The organism is Gracilibacillus xinjiangensis (assembly GCF_042651765.1).
GTDB classification, from domain to species: Bacteria; Bacillota; Bacilli; order Bacillales; family Amphibacillaceae; genus Gracilibacillus; species Gracilibacillus xinjiangensis.
Genome location: NZ_JBHSDT010000004.1, coordinates 159,278 through 176,705, shown reverse-complemented (window position 1 = coordinate 176,705; position 17,428 = coordinate 159,278). Strand labels below are relative to the sequence as shown.

General features: G+C 38.7%; 15 protein-coding genes and 1 pseudogene. 5 read left to right on the top strand and 11 right to left on the bottom strand.

Translation table 11 applies throughout. The features are described from left to right. Window position 1: 1 nt before the first annotated feature. From ACFOY7_RS05170 to ACFOY7_RS05160, 3 genes are all read right to left on the bottom strand, one after another. Entirely contained in the window at window positions 2-1,471 is a 1,470-nt protein-coding gene (locus ACFOY7_RS05170; protein WP_390250065.1) for a HAMP domain-containing sensor histidine kinase, read from the bottom strand. Beyond that, window positions 1,468-2,169 (bottom strand): response regulator transcription factor, encoded by a 702-nt coding sequence (locus tag ACFOY7_RS05165; RefSeq protein WP_390250063.1) that lies wholly within the window; start codon window positions 2,167-2,169, stop codon window positions 1,468-1,470. The genes ACFOY7_RS05170 and ACFOY7_RS05165 overlap by 4 nt, the downstream gene beginning before the upstream one ends. 216 nt (window positions 2,170-2,385) lie before the next feature. Continuing rightward, window positions 2,386-7,587, bottom strand: a complete 5,202-nt coding sequence (locus tag ACFOY7_RS05160) for an AAA family ATPase (protein WP_390250061.1) — start codon at window positions 7,585-7,587, stop codon at window positions 2,386-2,388. Between the two features lie 108 nt (window positions 7,588-7,695). Here ACFOY7_RS05160 and ACFOY7_RS05155 point away from each other — a divergent pair, with 108 nt between their 5' ends. Beyond that, on the top strand, window positions 7,696-7,863 hold the full coding sequence (locus ACFOY7_RS05155) for an anti-repressor SinI family protein (RefSeq protein ID WP_390250059.1): 168 nt from the start codon (window positions 7,696-7,698) through the stop codon (window positions 7,861-7,863). Window positions 7,864-7,867: 4 nt separating this feature from the next. Here the strand turns inward: ACFOY7_RS05155 and ACFOY7_RS05150 are convergent, their stop codons facing one another. Next, a complete protein-coding gene (locus ACFOY7_RS05150; RefSeq protein WP_390250057.1) occupies window positions 7,868-8,599 on the bottom strand; it encodes a response regulator transcription factor in 732 nt (243 codons plus the stop codon). A gap of 415 nt (window positions 8,600-9,014) precedes the next feature. Further along, complete coding sequence (locus ACFOY7_RS05145; RefSeq protein ID WP_390250055.1) at window positions 9,015-9,527, bottom strand: acyl-CoA thioesterase; 513 nt, start codon at window positions 9,525-9,527, stop codon at window positions 9,015-9,017. Window positions 9,528-9,791: 264 nt separating this feature from the next. On the opposite strand from ACFOY7_RS05145, the gene ACFOY7_RS05140 reads away from it, so the two are divergent. Beyond that, entirely contained in the window at window positions 9,792-10,373 is a 582-nt protein-coding gene (locus ACFOY7_RS05140) for a thioredoxin family protein (RefSeq protein WP_390250053.1), read from the top strand. Between the two features lie 126 nt (window positions 10,374-10,499). Here the strand turns inward: ACFOY7_RS05140 and ACFOY7_RS05135 are convergent, their stop codons facing one another. Continuing rightward, window positions 10,500-11,306: a CPBP family intramembrane glutamic endopeptidase gene (locus tag ACFOY7_RS05135; protein ID WP_390250051.1), complete on the bottom strand. Its 807-nt coding sequence runs from the start codon at window positions 11,304-11,306 to the stop codon at window positions 10,500-10,502. A gap of 26 nt (window positions 11,307-11,332) precedes the next feature. Continuing rightward, on the bottom strand, window positions 11,333-11,632 hold the full coding sequence (locus ACFOY7_RS05130; protein WP_390250049.1) for a hypothetical protein: 300 nt from the start codon (window positions 11,630-11,632) through the stop codon (window positions 11,333-11,335). Window positions 11,633-11,812: 180 nt separating this feature from the next. Between ACFOY7_RS05130 and ACFOY7_RS05125 the strand changes: the two genes are divergently transcribed. Both ACFOY7_RS05125 and ACFOY7_RS05120 read left to right on the top strand, forming a co-directional pair. Continuing rightward, window positions 11,813-12,076 (top strand): hypothetical protein, encoded by a 264-nt coding sequence (locus ACFOY7_RS05125; protein ID WP_390250047.1) that lies wholly within the window; start codon window positions 11,813-11,815, stop codon window positions 12,074-12,076. Further along, on the top strand, window positions 12,073-12,351 hold the full coding sequence (locus tag ACFOY7_RS05120; RefSeq protein ID WP_390250044.1) for a hypothetical protein: 279 nt from the start codon (window positions 12,073-12,075) through the stop codon (window positions 12,349-12,351). Before ACFOY7_RS05125 ends, ACFOY7_RS05120 begins: the two co-directional genes overlap by 4 nt. Before the next feature lie 69 nt (window positions 12,352-12,420). On the opposite strand, the gene ACFOY7_RS05115 is transcribed toward ACFOY7_RS05120, so the two are convergent. From ACFOY7_RS05115 to ACFOY7_RS05100, 4 genes and pseudogenes are all read right to left on the bottom strand, one after another. Beyond that, window positions 12,421-13,017 carry a chorismate pyruvate-lyase family protein gene (locus ACFOY7_RS05115; RefSeq protein ID WP_390250042.1) on the bottom strand — a complete coding sequence of 199 codons (597 nt, stop codon included), beginning with the start codon at window positions 13,015-13,017 and terminating at the stop codon, window positions 12,421-12,423. 53 nt (window positions 13,018-13,070) lie between these two features. Further along, a pseudogene (locus tag ACFOY7_RS05110) lies at window positions 13,071-13,913 on the bottom strand (bifunctional 3-deoxy-7-phosphoheptulonate synthase/chorismate mutase); the annotation flags it as partial. A 35-nt stretch (window positions 13,914-13,948) separates the two neighbouring features. Next, on the bottom strand, window positions 13,949-15,190 hold the full coding sequence (locus ACFOY7_RS05105; RefSeq protein WP_390250040.1) for a phenylacetate--CoA ligase family protein: 1,242 nt from the start codon (window positions 15,188-15,190) through the stop codon (window positions 13,949-13,951). Between the two features lie 31 nt (window positions 15,191-15,221). Then, on the bottom strand, window positions 15,222-16,565 hold the full coding sequence (locus ACFOY7_RS05100; RefSeq protein WP_390250038.1) for a phenylacetate--CoA ligase family protein: 1,344 nt from the start codon (window positions 16,563-16,565) through the stop codon (window positions 15,222-15,224). A 351-nt stretch (window positions 16,566-16,916) separates the two neighbouring features. On the opposite strand from ACFOY7_RS05100, the gene ACFOY7_RS05095 reads away from it, so the two are divergent. Beyond that, on the top strand, window positions 16,917-17,426 hold the full coding sequence (locus ACFOY7_RS05095) for a tetratricopeptide repeat protein (protein ID WP_390250036.1): 510 nt from the start codon (window positions 16,917-16,919) through the stop codon (window positions 17,424-17,426). The last annotated feature ends 2 nt before the right edge of the window (window positions 17,427-17,428 follow it).

Below are 17,428 nucleotides of genomic sequence, written 5' to 3'. Positions count from 1 at the left end.
CCTATTCGCTTCCTTTCTCTATTTGAAATTTCATTGCAATTACTGTTCCTTTATTATCGAATGACCACAGTTTCATCTCACCCTGATGTTTCTCAGCTATACGTTTGGCAATATTCAATCCAAGTCCTGTATTCTTTGTTTGATCGGTAGTTCGTGCCTCTTCCCCTTGGAAAAACGGCTTAAAAACAGATTCTTTATCCTGAATTGCCGGTCCATCATTTTGCACGAGAAGAAGACCATGTTTTTCTCGAAACTGCTCTAATTCTCCTCTTGCTTCAGCGAAGACCCAATCTGGGATACATTGAGATGGACCGATTACAGCAAGCCCTATAGTTTTGTCTTTTGGTGTAAACCGTAAAGCATTGCTCATCAAATTATCTAAGTAACGTACCATCTGTTGATCATTCATATAACAGGTTCCACTAACAGCATTACTTTTCTTCAGGTGAACCTGTTGTTTCCTTGCTAGTTCATCATAGCCTTCAAATAACATATCAAAAAATTCCTCTGCATCGACAGTTGCCAATTCCATATCATATTGAACGGACTGGAGCTTCGCATATAACGTGAGATCTTCAATCATCCCTTTTATATGGATGGATTTGTTTTTAATAATTTGTAAATATTCTTCCCTTTCTGTATCTGTTAGGTTTGGTTCATCTTTAAGTGCTTCTGCATATGCTTGAAGAGAGGTTAATGGTGTTTTAATATCATGGGAAAAGGAGGCCATCATTAACTGCTTCTCTTCTTGCTCTTGCTTCGCTTTATTTTGGGCAGCCTTAATCCGCTCCTGCATTTGTTCAAAATGTTCCATCAACTGGCCAATCTCATCCTTCTTCTTATCATGGAAGTAGGTTGGTTTATGTGTCGATGAAAATAGAGACATCCCTTTCATTAATTTATTTAACGGCCTGTTAAGTTTCCGGTTTAGCATAAGTATGGCAACAACATAAACCGTAAGGAAAAGGGAAAGGGATACAACGACCATTACATTCCTTCTGCTTTGTACACCATCTACCCATTCCGATCGATCAATACTAACTTCGTATATTCCGATAATTTGATCATTCTGATATACAGGCTTTTTTACCGTGAAAGAATCATAGGACATGTCGTACTGATAAAGGTTTTTGAATAATTGTGATCGATCTACTTTTTGTAATGATTGAACTTCTGCGTTAGATTGATAAACAAGCATCCCATCAATACGGTATAGTTTGATAATAATATCCTTCTCTTTTATCCCTTCTGATAATTGCTCTTCGAATTCACTTTCAGGACGGATCTGATATAGCTCAGGTGACTGTAATCGTTCTTCCATTGCTTCTATACGATCATATAGTTCCAAAGAATTCGTCAGACTTTTCGTTTGATCCCATTCTTGAACTAAGATAAAAAAGCCATATGTCGCAACTAGTGGTAAAAGCATTACAATTAAATAGGAAATCACTAACCATGTCCTAATTTTCATATGCTTTGTTCTCCGATAAACCGGTAGCCGGCTCCCCAAATTGTTTCAATCCACTTCGGTTCTTTCATTTGCTCACCTAGTTTATTGCGCAGACTTTTAATATGGACATTTATGGTGTTATTTCCTATGCCCTCAACTTCCCCCCATACATGCTCATATAATTCAGCTTTTGTGAAAGTACGATGAGGATGCTGAATAAACAATTGCAGCAAAGCAAACTCTTTCGTTGTTAATGAAATTTCCTCACCACTAACTGTGACAAAACGCTGTTCCATATTGATTACTAATCCATTATTAAATTTCATCTCACTAATTTGTGGTTCAGTACCTTGATATCGTTGGTACCTGCGCAAATGTGATTTTACTCTTGCCACTAATTCTTCTAAACTGAAAGGCTTCGTAATATAATCGTCTGCACCTAAATCAAGTCCTTTAATTTTAGCTTCCTCTTCTAATTTTGCACTAATAATCAGTAACGGAATGTCACTATTCAGACGAATATTTTTACATAGTTGAAATCCGTCCATCTCTGGAAGCATAAGATCAACCAGTACCAAATCGTAATCCCCGTGATTGAAATCTTCCCACCCTTCTTTTCCAGTCGATGCCCAGGTTACGTCCATCCCTTGACGAAGAAGATGATCTTTACATATACGGGCAATCTCTTTATCATCTTCAACGAGTAAAATAGAAACCATGGTAACTACCCCTCTCACACTACCAATTTTAAAACAAATTTTGGATCACTTTTAAAATTTAATAATTATTTTATAATTGTACGAATACTTAACCAATATAGTAGAGTATCAGCTAAGGATCAAACATATATTTACAGATAGGCTAATTATTTTTGCAGATGAGAAAAAGTCTAGCATTACCGCTAGACTCCCCTCGAAAAGTACTTATAGCATTAACTATATTTCCATATTCTCTTCTTCCACATAATAATAGCCGCTTTCCTCGACAAGGGGAATAGAGAAGGCAAACAAAGTACCTTCCCCCTCTGTACTCTCCACCCATATGTCTCCATTATGACAGCTGACGATCTCCTTGCTTATGGCAAGGCCGAGACCATTTCCACTCTTTTCACTTTTGGTGTAATATCTGTCAAAAACAAATGGGAGATCTGTCGGGGATATGCCTCCACCTTCGTCCTTAACAGAGAATATCGCGTGATGATTAGATTCTGAGAGGGTTAAGCTAAGCTCTATTGTCCCTGTCTCAGTATGCTTGATGGCATTGGATATTAAGTTGGCCATTACTTGTTCCATTCTGCTTACATCGACCTCTACTAACGGATATTCGTCCATTCCCCCTATTTTTAGCTCGGGATGAAAACGCAGTCCCGCTTGTCCCACCTCTAAAGCGAATATTTCGCAGAAGTGATGATACAGCTGTTCAACAGGAATTGCTTCCATGGAAAAATTCATATTACCTGATTCTAGTTTTGACAGATCAAATAAATCCTTCATCAGCTGGTTTAGTCCATTCACTCTGTTATTAATTATTTGCAAAAATTGCTTTTGTTTAACCGGATCATCAACAAGTCCATCAAGGAGTGCTCCTACATAACCTTGTACTACAGCAATAGGTGACTGTAAATCATGGGAGATATTGGACAATAAATGATTCATTTTCTCCTTTGAATTTATCAATTGCTGATTCACGTCCCTTAACTCTTGATTAGCTTTATTTAACAGATCTGTACGCTTTCTTACCTTTTCCTCCAAATCTGAATAAAGGTAAGCATTTTCCAAAGATACAGCTGCCTGTGAAGAGATTAATGTCAATAAATCCAATCGTTCCCTTGTAAATATATGTGTGGATTGATTGTTTTCCATATACAAGATAGCTACTAGTTTCTCCTGATAAATAACTGGGAGGCATAGAACAGATTTTGCCTGAACCTTACGCAGATAACTGTCTTCCGTAAAATTACCTTGCACTGTTGCATCATTTAATACAACGGTCTCCCTGCTATTCAACACATAATTAATAATAGATGGGGAAAATCTCTGATCACCCTCCGAATCTTTGTAAAACTTAGTCTCCCCATTGTAATGTTGATAGGAAACTGATTCGGCCTTCCCATTTTTGTGCAGCAAAAAGGAGGCATGTTCAGCACCAGCATATGTTAAGACTATTTCCATTAAACGGTTAATTAAATCATGTAAAACTACCTCACTGGAAATAATTCGGGCAGCTTCAAAGAATGCTTGCATATCGATTGGATCTTTCGCAGTTAAATCATCTTTGAAGCTATCCTTTGTTTGCAGCAATAAATCGGGATGGGTTTGCATGATCTGGTCTGCAATATTTCTTGCTCCCCAGTTCAAATATCCGTTATATGCTTCGGTCATATATGATTTTGCAATTTGGGGAAGGTCTATCGATAAATAAAAATTAGCAGCACAGTAATTTACAACAGCTGCATCTTGAAGAAAACCATTTGCCTGGGCTTGCTCCAATGCTTGGTGGTATAGCGTAATTGCTGCCTTCACATTCTGATTTAGTTTCTCAAACTCTGCCTGAACCAATAAATACTTATGCTGATAATTAGTTGGAGAATGATTTGCCCATGTTTTTAACTTTGCCAGATTCTTTTTTAATCCTTTATACTTGTTTCTTTTCGTTATAATATCTTCCTCCATTCGTTTTATTAACGATAATGAATGATAGAAGTAATATTCAGGTGCCACGATAAGGACAAGTGAGTTGTCAACAAGTGGTTCAAGTTCTGCCATAAGTGAGAGAGCAACAGACTGATTGTTAAGTAAGTATGCGATCTGTAAACGTGTTGTTTTATGAATAATTGCTACAGACTTATCATCAGTAATGTCAGGGAACTCCCATGTTGGCTGTTTGTTTGGTGAAGTGAGGATATCTATCCATTCTGAAAGCTCTGCAAGATAATCACTTGTAATTGCATATTCATTATTTCTAGCAAACAGTAATTGTCGTTCAATCCCTGCCTTTACCTGTTCTAAATGATCCCCTTTTATATATTGAGTCAATATGATAAAAGCCCCGTTTGCACCAGCCAAGTGCAAGTTACCTGTTTCCATACATAACTGCTGGGATCGTTCTAAATAGGTTAAATTATGACGAAGATGGTTTTGCCAATGGTTAACAAATGTACCAAAAACAAAAAACACATGTGCCTGTAGAGCTCTCTGACCAGACCTTTTCACATGTTCAATAGAGAGATTTCCAAATTGATAGCTTTGTTTATAATCACCAAAGCCTGCACTTAGTGTTAACGCATAATTGGTGTAGACGAGCGCAGATAAATCCATATCACCGACTTTTAATGTTAATCGTAATGCTCTCAGCATCAAGATCGTCGCCAGGTTTTGATTGGTAAAATAAGTTGGTGCAATCGTATTAATTAATGTACGCAATACCTCCCTTTGATCCGCATCAGTTACAGGCGTCATTTTTAGCAAATCATTTTGCTTTTTACCTAAAGCGATTCTTGTTAACAGATATTCCTTCGCAACATTTAATTTACTCGGACTGCCTTTTATATCTATCCCAAATAACCGTACACCTTCAAGCCCTGCTTCCGTTGCCTTCTCCACTTGATGAATATGAGTATATAAAGTTATTTTCAAATTATAGATATAGAGCTTTTCCTGCTTAGTTTTGGCATGTACCAATGCATCTTCAAACATTTGTTCAGCCTCTTCAAAATGCTGGGTTAAATATAGCGTCTCTCCGTATCCTGTTATTACTTTCATTGTTTCTTCATAATTTACTTGCCATTTGTTTTTCGGTAATAATTGAAACGATTTATGATAATAAGTATACGCTGTTTGGAATGCTGCAGCTTCCTTCGCTTTTGCGCCTGCTAGCCGGTTCCATTTAATTAAGTCCGTTAACTGGTTTTCAGATAACCTGGGTTGGCATATATTCAAATGGTTGACGAGTGTGAAAATATTTTCCTCAATTTCTTCCTCTGAATAATATCGCAAAAGCTCATCGGCAATTTTCAAATGTGTCCGTTCCTGCTCTTCTTTAGACATGGATGTATAAAATGCTTGTTGAATTTTATCATGCAAAAAGCGGTAGGCTGGTGGGTTTTCATTGAGTAGTTGTTCATTCTCATCAGGATATACCCATTTATAACGGGGATCCCTTGGCAAAATGACCCCCCCCTCTAACCCTTCCCACAGTTGCTTTGCCATTGTCTCAAAACTTTCCCCTGTGATGGTTTTTAATAATTTGAGGTCAAAATGATTGCCAATACAAGCAGCTATCTGCAGCAGCTGCATTGTTTGGTCCTGCAATTTGCTGATTTGCTTCATAATAAATTCAATCATGGAATCTGTGACAGGGATTTGGCTTAATTCAGCAAGTTCTACCTTCCAATTCGCTGTTCGTAAATCAAAGTGGATAATCTGCTCCTGATGCAACAATTGTAATAATTGATTGATATAAAAAGGATTGCCTTTAGTAATCCGGTAAGTGAAATCCACCAATGGTTCGTGTTCCTCTGCCTCTAGTCCCAATACTTCCATTATCCACTGGTCTGTATTTTCTTTTGATAATGGCTGAACTGAAATGCTATCAACAGCGACATCCTTTTGTTTCCATTCCTTTAAAAGTATTTCAACAGGGTGGCCAATTTCTATTTCATTATCACGGTATGATGCAATAATCAGTAAATTTCTGTTACCGGGATTTATGGTAAGGTGTTTCACCAAGTCAATTGTTGCATGATCTGCCCATTGCAGATCATCAATAAACAGGACAAGAGGATGGCCCCCTGTTGCAAACACATCCACAAAGTTTCTGACAGCTAACCGAAAACGGTTGTGGACACCCTGCGGCGGCAGCTCTGGACCTTCTTCCTGCTTCCCTATTAACCATTCTATTTCAGGCAGGAAATTAGCAATGACCCATGCATTATTTGCAAGCGATGTTTTTAGCTTGTCTGTCCATAGCTCTATGCTTTTTCTATCCTCTGTTAAGATTTGTCTGATTAATGAGCGAAAGGCTTCAATTATTGGTGCATATGGGATGTGCTTCTGGTACTGAACAAACTTTCCTTCTATAAAATATCCTCTTTTGTTTAAAAGCGGTTTCTGTAATTTTTGAACAAGAGCCGTTTTACCACTCCCTGATGGGCCAGGTATAAATACAAGCATTGGCTTTCCACTTTGTGCCTGCTCAAAGTTCATCATTAGCTGTTCCAGTTCCCTTTCTCTACCATAAAGCTTGTGCGGTTTTTCCAAAGTTGGACTCACATCATTCTCACCAAGTGGAAACAGTTCGGTTCCCCTTGAAGAGTGAAAGTTATGAAAACACTTCTCTAAATCCCGCTTTAATCCATTGGTACTTTGATAGCGCTCTTCAGGCATTTTTGCTAACAATTTCATCATTATGTTGGATAAGATAACTGGGATGGCTGGATTTATTTCATGTGGGGGTCTCGGTGTTTGTGCAAGCTGGGCATGAATCAATTCTGCTGCATCCTTGAGATCATGAAAAGGAACCTGCCCTGTGGCAATTTGATAAAGTAACACACCTAATGAATACAAATCGGTGCGAAAATCGATTGGTCGATTCATTCTGCCTGTTTGTTCTGGTGATACATAATGTAGCTCTTCGACTAGATATGGTACGATATCTGCATTCAACATCTCTTTAGCAAGCATTGTTGATTGATGAAAACCTATCAGCCTTAACTGGTCTGTTCTTTCCTCATACAAAACATGATTTGGCTGAATCGACTTATGCATCATATTTTTTTGATGGACAGAAAAGAGAATGGTCGTTAATTTTATTGCCATCTTTAAAAAGGAGCTAACATCAAATCTTTTATTTTTCCCCAGCCAATCGGTTAAACGTTCCCCTTTAAAATACTCCATGATCAAATATGGTTGTCCCTTATCCTTCTCCAAAGCTATTGGTTGAAGGATGCCGTAAGCATCTGTATGAAGCAGTGTATAATATTCATGAATTAATTCGGCTTTTGACTGCGGGTGTGCGCCTTCATTTAGTGTTTTAATTAATACTTTTCTGTTATTATGCGTGGAAACAGCACTGTATAGCAGCCATGTATCAGAAATAATAATTTTATCTAACACACGGTAGTTAGATAGATTTTTCATGATTTATCATCCCTAATTATGAAAATTTTATAATAATTTTAACTAGACTTTAGTCCCATTTTAACTTTAATGATTATACTTTTAATGGAAGAGTAAAGGAGGATCTGTATGTTAGACGCTAAGCTGCAAAACGCTTGTCACGAAATGGAATTGGATAAAGAATGGTTAGTGCTTCTCACTATCGCCAAACGACAAGGATTGTCCGTCCAACAGGTAAGGGAGTTTCTGAAAGAAAAGAGAAGAAGTAAATTAGATGCTAAGTCTGTGCGGGATTAATTGTTTAGGAATTCTCTTTCTCTATTTGATTAAATTTATAACCAATCCCTCGCACTGTCTCAATATACTTAGGATTTTCCGTATTTGTCTCTAATTTCTTCCTTAAATTGCTGATGTGTACCATGACTGTCCGATAATCTCCTAAACTATTCTCATCCCAGATTAATTCGAATAATTTTTCAACACTAAAGATTTTCTCAGGATTTTGCGCTAACAAACATAGAATTTGAAACTCTTTTGCTGATAAACGTAAAGGTTGATTATTCAATTTCACTACTGCGCTTTCAAGATTAATCACTAAGCCCGGATATTCAATGATTGATGAATTTTCTACAGTAATTTCATTGGATTTATTTTTATTGGATAAATCACGATACCTGCGTAAATGTGCCTTTATTTTTGCCAGTATTAATAGCGGGTTCGTATCCTTTTCAATAAAATCATCCCCTCCAACACCTAATGCTAGAATCTTATCTATATCATCCTGTTTAGAGCTTAAGAAAAGGATCGGTATATCCGTTGTTTTTCTAAGTTCCTGACAAAGCTCATAGCCGTCTAATCTTGGCATCATCACATCCAGCATGATTAGATCTGGCAATGTCTTCCGCACGATTGTTAACGCATCTATACCGTCTTCAGCTATTAACACTTGATAGCCATTTTCTTTTATATATAATTCTAGTAATGTGCGAATATCCGGATCATCATCGACGATTAAAATCCTTTCACTTGCCACATGAAAATCCCCCTATTTTAACAAATTTACGGAACCTTTCTGATTCCTTTTATCTATACAATTTGTATACGTTTTATCATTAGTATACCAAAGGTCTACCTAATAACAAGGGAAAACCGCTATCATATAACAACCTAATTTTAATTATCCCCCTAAGCTATTTGGAAGATGGGCCTATTTACTTATTTCTACATAGTATCTTGTATCCATTTATTGTACACATTGTGAGATATCAATACAGAGATACAAAAATCACTTCACAGCAGGCCCCTGTACAAGGAGGAATAGATGAATGTCTACTTGTTATGATTGGGTGCTCCGATGATACAAGCGGGCAGGAAGCACAGCCTCTTAATAGGGTCTTTGTATTCTTCCTCCTATTTTGCTAATTTACTGCCATGCCGCTCGATACTTTTTACTCCCAGGGCTTTTTCAGCTGAATGTTCTTTGCTAACTCTTTGCTCGCCTTCCTACGTTTTTTCCTTGCTTCCACACGTTCTTTGGCTGTTTCATGTAAATATTTCTCTTCTTCTGTTTCCGGAATGACATTTGGCACAGGTACAGGCTTACCATCATCATTTACCGCAACAAAGGTCAAAAAAGCGGTTGCTGCAATTGTTCGTTCTGCTGTAATTAAATTCTCTGCTAATACTTTCACAAACACCTCCATTGAACTTTTTCCTGTCCATGTAACAGAAGATTCTAAACAAATAGATTGATCAGTATGTATTGGTACAAGAAAGTCAACAGAGTCTGTTGATGCCGTAACAACAGGACTTCTTGCAAGTCTCATGGCCGAAATGGATGCAATGTCATCAATATAACTCATTAATTTGCCACCAAAAAGGGTACCATGATTATTAGTATCCAACGGGAACACATGACTAGTTTTCACAGCAAGCGTTTCTCTAATATAAACATCTTTCATTCCAATCACCTTTTCTTTATTAGTAACTAAACTTCATTATAATGGCAATGTCGCTCCTATTTTTCACATAAATACAGTTGTTACTCATCTTGAGGGGAATATCCCGCTAAATTGAGCGTACAGATGATGAGAGAAAATTACAAATGAGAAATAGAATGATTTCATTAAACGTTACCTGTTCATTTCATTTAAGCAAATTCGATGGACCTTTGACCCTAATTTTGGTATCGTTTTCTTATAAAATATTGATAGGAGGAATGGTTAATGGCGTTTACTTTAGAATTAGGTCAGAAAGCTCCAGATTTCTATCTTCCTGCAACAGATGGTCAGTCTTATCGTTTATCAGATTTTGATGATGCAGAAGTTTTAGTCGTTTTCTTTACATGCAATCATTGCCCTTTTGTTATCGGTTCAGACGAAGTGACACGGGCAACTGCAGACAAATTTGCCGATCAAGGTGTTCGATTTGTCGGGATAAACTCCAATAGTGTAAAGACAAACCCAAGTGATTCTTTTGAAGAAATGGTAGAACGGATGGATGAAAATAAATTTCCTTGGGTATACTTACATGATGAATCACAAGATGTTGCGAAAGTATATGGTGCATTGAGAACCCCACACTTTTATGTATTTGATCAGAATCGGGAGTTAATTTATACTGGTCGTGCGCTTGATAATCCTCGTGAATCAGAAAAAGCAACGGTTAACGATTTGGAAAACGCCCTTACACAACATTTGGCAGACAAGCCAATAACAACACCATTAACGAATCCGCTTGGTTGTAATGTCAAATGGGATGGAAAAGACGCCCATTGGATGCCTGCAGAGGCTTGTGATCTTGTCTAATATTTTCTATCTGCCAGTCTCCTGTTGACACAGACAGTGGACTGGCAATTCTCTCCCCATTAATTTCTTGAACTTCTGAGGCTTGGACAATGATGGAGCAGTCCACTCAACCACCACAACTAACGATTAAATGATCATTCCACTTAAAACCATTAGTGCATTAATAAACATATGCCATATTATAGCAGGGATTATACTTTTTGTTGTAACCGTAATAGCACCAAAGAAAAACCCTCCGAATATAAAGAAAACACAGCTAACCCAAGAGAAACCAAGTGAATAATGTTGCAAACCAAAACCGACACTCGTTAAAATTACCGCCCACTTGCTGCCAAAATCCTCCGAAAAACGACTAAGAAGGATGCCTCTCCAAATGATTTCCTCTAGTACAGCGTTCAGAATAGAGAAAATAATCATAAATAGAAATATCCCCTGAATGTATGTCCAGCCACTTTTTATCATAAATGGAGTAAACACCATCAGGTTCGTCATCATTGCTACAAAAAGAAAAATACCTGCTTTTGTTTGATGGAAACCTGCCCAAATAAATGGAATAGGAATCATCTTATTCCAATCCGGCTTCTGCCAATAGCTTATAGCAGGTGTTTTGTAAATGAAGGACAGGATAAGGAAGGGAATGATGATAAAGATCAATGACAACCTGTTTAGTATTTTTAGTAATTCTTTAGAATCCGCAGTTATATGCCAATTTGAACCCATGTATCCATATACGTAAAATCCAATTCCAAAAACCAGTGTTGTTAAAAGGAATAATCTCATGGATCTGTTCATGACGAGAAACAATAAGCATATTCCCCACATTATTAATAACCTGGTATCATTTACTTGTAAAATAACCAGTAATGCAGCAAAAAAGAATAAGGCTGTTAAATTTCGGAAAATGGCAGAAGGGTTGTAATCAGCCCTTTTCATTAGTTGGAGCCACCTTCTCTCAGTCATTATCGATTCATTTTTTTTACACGTCTTTTTGGCTTAAGACGCCTCTTTGGTCTTGATGTATTTTCGGGTTGCGTCTTATTTATTGTACTAATCGCTGATTCCATTAATTCCTCCAATGGTAATTGTTCCAAAACGGAACTTAGCGTCCGTGTCATCTTATCAGTTGATGCATTTTGTGAATCTTCTTCTCTTTCCTCCTGCTGTTGAGTATCTAATTTTTCCAGCTCTTGCTGGATATATTCTTTCAATTCGCTATCCATCATTGGACTATCGCCTGTTTTCCGTTGCATCTCGTCCATTGAACGGCAACCTCCTTTATTCCTCTTTATTCTTATTTTACGACTCTCGATATGTTTATGTGAGTTAATATTTCTAAATTGGACGGAAGTGGAATTCAGCGAATAATAGTCCATCACCTATAAACACCAGGATATTCATACATATACTGAACTATTCGGAAAAGACAGGAGGAGAGTGGATTGAAATTAAAAGAAATGGATCACAGGGACCGAATCTTGTACATTCTTGGCATGAGCTTATGTGGCGTCATTCTTTTTGTCATAACAGCAGGTGTTATCATTGCATTGCTATTATCTTCAGGAAGCCGAAAACAGAAGCAATGGCTTGACTCCCCAACACATGGTGACAATCGAATAACTGAACTTAAGCAAATTCCGGAAGAAATGACAGGAAAAGACCTGAATGGATCGAAAATATCAATCTTAAGGAGGGAAACCAATTGAAAAAGGAGGATCCAATATGGGCAGGAATTTTTGATGAAATAAAGCGTGAATTCATTTCCTTTACTGGTAATTATATGGATGCGGTAAAAAAGGGTGCCAGCATAGCCGAGAAAGAAATCCTTGATAATATAGATTCTGGGAATCAATCCACCTATATCGTGATATCGACATTCATCAGGGCAATAAAGAAAGGTATTCACTACGCTATGGAACAAATGATTATTTTCGGTGCCAATTATGTGGCACAAATGAAGGAAAAGCAAAGAAAAAAGTAGATGGCGCCCCGCTAAGCTGAAAAAGTCCAAATGGCTGACTTGCTAGCTGGTAAGCCAACCATTGCCATATTACCCTTTTTCTTTCGGATGCTCTTTAGTTGTCTCTTGTTGCAAACGGTGTGTAAGGATGTTCGGATTGAAATATTCGACCAGCTGAATTCCTGGACTTGGTCCGAAATAAACGAAATACTTCTTGTAAGGTATTTGATTATTCGAGTCAGGCAATTGGATATTAACCGGAAGTTGAAAAAGGTCGACTGCTTCCTCTTTGTTTACAAATCCACAGTCAAGAACTTCCCGATATGTGCGCATCCCTAGTGAGCTGATGGCTTTGCCAATTCCGTCCTGCTTGTTTGCAATATTCTCGAACAAAGTAGGAGGTACATTCTTTGAATAAACTAGCGCAATATTATGTGAAACGACAACACCGCTTTTTTCACCAATTAAAACGGATTCCCGAATATAGTTCCGTACACCGGAATTTTCCCCTGTCTTCTGCTCATCCGCTCCTTCTAAAAGCCCCTGTTGAATCACTTTTACCTTTACTTTCTCATTCAATAGGTGTTCTAAGATGTCTGTCGTCCGTCCATCTGTTATTAATAGAACATCGAAGATCAATTTTTTTAACAGGTTGGACTTATTCCCTTTAAAATGTGCGTCTTCCATATTCTCGCCTCCATAAAAAAACTGGGATAATTCTTTTTGCCAACAAGAAATGATTAATGGTATAACCCAGACGCAGAAAGGCCCTCCCAGAACGTATGGAATTCTTCCATATTCAGTTGCTGCTTTGAATCAGATAGAGCTGCAGATGGATCTGGATGAATCTCAACCATAATTCCATCAGCTCCTGCTGCAATGGCAGCTTTCGCACATGGGAGTAAAATATCCTTCCTTCCAGTAGAATGTGTAACATCAACAAGTACTGGGAGGTGTGTTTCCATCTTTAAAATAGGCACAGCGGAAATATCCAGTGTGTTGCGTGTCGCTTTTTCAAACGTTCTTATCCCTCTTTCGATTAACATAACCTGGTCATTCCCTTGATCCAAAATATACTCTGCTGCAAACTTAAATTCCTCCAATGTAGCCGAGAGACCACGTTTCAACAGTACTGGTTTGTCGGTTTGACCTACAGCCCTTAATAAATCGAAATTCTGCATATTTCGTGCTCCAACCTGAAAAATATCTAGATAAGGTGCTGCGATATCAATCTGGGATGGTGTCATAATTTCACTGATCGTTACCATTCCCGTTTCATCTGCAACATCCTTCATCATCTTCAGGCCTTCTTCCCCCAGCCCTTGAAAATTGTATGGTGATGTTCTCGGTTTGAATGCTCCGCCTCTTAGAACTGTAATGCCTGATTTCTTTAAAGTAGCTGCAACCGTTAGAAGCTGGTCTCTTGATTCGATCGAGCACGGTCCGGCGATTAGTGTATGAGAAGGACCCCCAATAACCGTATTCTTCACATGAATTATTGTATCCTCGCTTTTATGCTGGCGACTTACGAGAAGCCGCGGGTTTTCTTGGTTTAGTTTATCACTCATGATGTACAGTCCTTTCTTTCAGACGAATTAATTGTCATCTTCTGATTACCTCAATGAATCTCGTTTCTTTTATTTAACCTTTTAATATATAAAGGCTTTTTCGATGGAATGTTACTCATGAGCTCCACCCGATCGAGCAGTGAATGAATTTCCATGGTGACTGGCACTTGAAGACAGGAAGATAATTGAGAACAGACCGCTTCTTCTGACCATCTACTCGTTTCATGGAAATCTAGTAAAAAGTGCAAACCTTCTTCTTTTTCAATGACCTGCCATGCATCTGGTACAGGGGCCAGCGAATAGACCGCTTCCTGAATATCCAATGCATCTATCCTCTTTCTTCCAAGGCTGATGCGATCCTTGCTTCTACCATAATGAGTCAGTATCATACCAGATCGCCCACAATGACATTCAGAAGATTCTAAAGAGATAATGTCTTCATTAAAATACCGCAGTAGTGGAGAACCCTGATGAGAAAGGGTGGTAATAGCTGCAAAACCCCTTTCACCATTCGCAACCGAATTGGCACCATCTTCATCCAGCACTTCCACGAAAAAATCTTCTTCTACAATATGCATGTTGCCATATTCACACATTGTAGCGATATTACCAGTTTCTGTTGATCCGTACATATTAAATACCGGAACATTCCATCGTTTCTCGATATGCTCCCTGCGTCTTTCACTTATTAATTCACCTGCAACACAGATGGCACGCAACTTGGAAAAGTCGTTTTGTTCCAAGCCTCCAAGCCGTGCTGCCTCTGCTAACAATTCCATCTCACGGGGAAGCCCTGCTAACACTGTGACAGAAAGTTGTTTCATCAGGCTTAAGACCCTGGGATAAGGAGTAACAACTGTACGCCCGCTTGCTGGTACGACTCCTGCTCCTGTTTGCCAAGCTGCCTGCTGCATTAAGAAAGCTGGCAATGCCAAGGCATAGGGAAAGCGGACCAATACAAGATCGTCAGAAGTCAAATTAACCCCGCACTCCTTTAATTGCCTACCGCCTGTCCTCAAATCAGCTTGCGTAAACCATGAGGCAGAGGGTTCTCCTGTCGTACCTGTCGATTCATGATATTGAGCCACTTCCTTCAAATCAACGGCAAGATGGCCGAAAGCACCTGCATCCCTTAAGTCTTCTTTCGTTGTTAATGGAAAGGACCTGATCTGTTCCAATCCTGCTTCTTGTAAACTGTATCCTGATAATTTCTGCTGGTACAATGGAGATTTCTCGAGACGCCTATACATGTCTCTAAATTTACGCTCCCTGTCTCTATTCCTATCACTCATCAAGCCACCTCCTCTCTCCTGGATCATCTGTCTATATGAATACTCTGGTTGCTTTGCCGTACGTGCGAGGAATGTCATCCCTTATGACAACTTCACAATGGACCCCAATTCGGTCAGCCATATGTTTTTGAATTTTTTCTGCCAATTGCTCGTTACTTAATTTTGTACGGAACTTTTCTGCTTCTATTGTTAAAACTTCATCATCCAGCTTAAGGTGATACCATAAGCCGACTTCAGGAATCTCCATTAAAAAGTGTTCAATCATGAAAGGAGAATAGTCTTCCCCACCTAAGTGCAGCATGTGTTCCATCCGTCCCCTTAATTGCAAGACGTCCATCGTAATTCCGCAATCACATTTGGATTGCTGCAAATTACCGAGGTCGCCTGTACGATAGCGTACCATTGGCATCCCTTCACGAAGCAGTGTTGTTACGACAATTTCCCCTGTTTTTCCATATGGTAATACTTCCCCGGAATCCTGATCAACAATTTCTACTTTTACATGACCTTCCATAATATGATAACCTTGTTGTTTGCTGCATTCCACACCAATAACTCCACACTCTGTTGAGCCATAAAAAAACGATACTTCACACCCCCACCATTCTTCCAGCCGATCACGGAATACAGAAGAACATCCTTCACCAGTTAGCCAGATTTTCTTTAGGCGGATGTCTTCCCCAATTTTAATACCGAGCTTCTCACTTTCTTCTGCTAAAAGTGCTGCATAGGAAGGTGTTGTCGTAAGAACGGTTGCCTGATATTCCCTCATTAAATCCAATGACTTATCGACAGGTGCCATGTATCCGCCTTTTCCAAGCGACAGTACAGTGGTACCAAACGCAAATTGAAACAATCGCTGAAAACCGAGACCAGGCAATGCAAACTCATAAGGTAAGGCAATTGCCGTAATGTCATCAGCTGATTCCTTAAAAAGTTCCAAATACTTTGGCAGCAAATCATATACATATTGATCAGCTAATGTGTAAGAGGTATATATTGGCTTACCGGATGTTCCGCTTGTCAGGTGAACTTGGCCTATTTCTTTCGGAGGTACACATAATAGTTTCTCTTTATCCCCTCTAATAACATCTTTCCTTAACATTGGTACTGTCGATAATTGTTCCAGACTATCTATTTTGGGCTCAGTGAATCCTGCCTCTTCCAGTCTCGAACGATAGTACTCATTTTCGTTCCACACATGAGCAAGAGTGGCATTAACGGCTTTTAGCTGATAATCTTCTATTTGCTGACGAGGCAATTTTTCAATGGTTTTTCCTTCCTCATCCAATCGCTGATAAAACTGCTTGAATTGTTCCAGATGGGATGAATGCTCGTCAATAGAGACTGTCATCTTATGTGTTTGCAATTTCATCTATATCCTCCATTTCTTTTGAATCAATGATGGATGCCTAAACGGTAAGTTTAAGAACAGGGAGAGCATCCTCCCTTCCTTTACTCTTTATGAAATGCAAGTCTGGTAAACATTGATTCGGGCAAACATTGATTTTTCTGTAAGATAAGAATTTCAACCATACTGTTTGTTTACTTTGTACATACCTTAAGTAGCACCAATCGTTAATTTAAAGGAGAGGCTGAGCCCTAATGAATGGAACCCGCATGGTGTTGTGGCTTACTCCTTAGCACGGCTATCGGGTTCAGCCTTTCCTTTATTAACGTTTTGGACGCCACCGTACACCTACCATATCTTGAGGAGGAAATTAATTTGGGTAAAAAGGTTGATATTTCGAAACAATTGGCAGAAGGAAGAAAAGTTCTAATGAAGGGGGTTGCTGGTGATAAAAATGCGGTGAAGAAAGCCTATGATATTTTCTCAAAACTTAGAGACACTGAGCCAAACAATGCGGTCGTGGAAGCCTATTACGGAAGTGCACTTACCCTTCGAGGGCGTGATGCTGTGAAAACAATAGAAAAAGCGGACCTGGCACAAGAAGGATTGAATGCGTTGAACAAAGCAGTTTCCAAGGATTCGAACAATAAGGAAATACGCTTGTTGCGTGCAAATGTTTGTCTTCGGTTACCTGAATCATTCTTTAAATGTTCCCAAACAGCGATTAAAGACTATACCTTCCTGTTAGACCAGTATAAGAAAGATCCCAAATACCTTTCGAAAAACCAAATAAAAGAGGTTGTGAAAGACCTGAGTACTGCCTATAAAAATGCCGGCAAAGAAGCAAAAGCAAAAGAAGTCATGCAGCAATTAAAACAATTGTAACC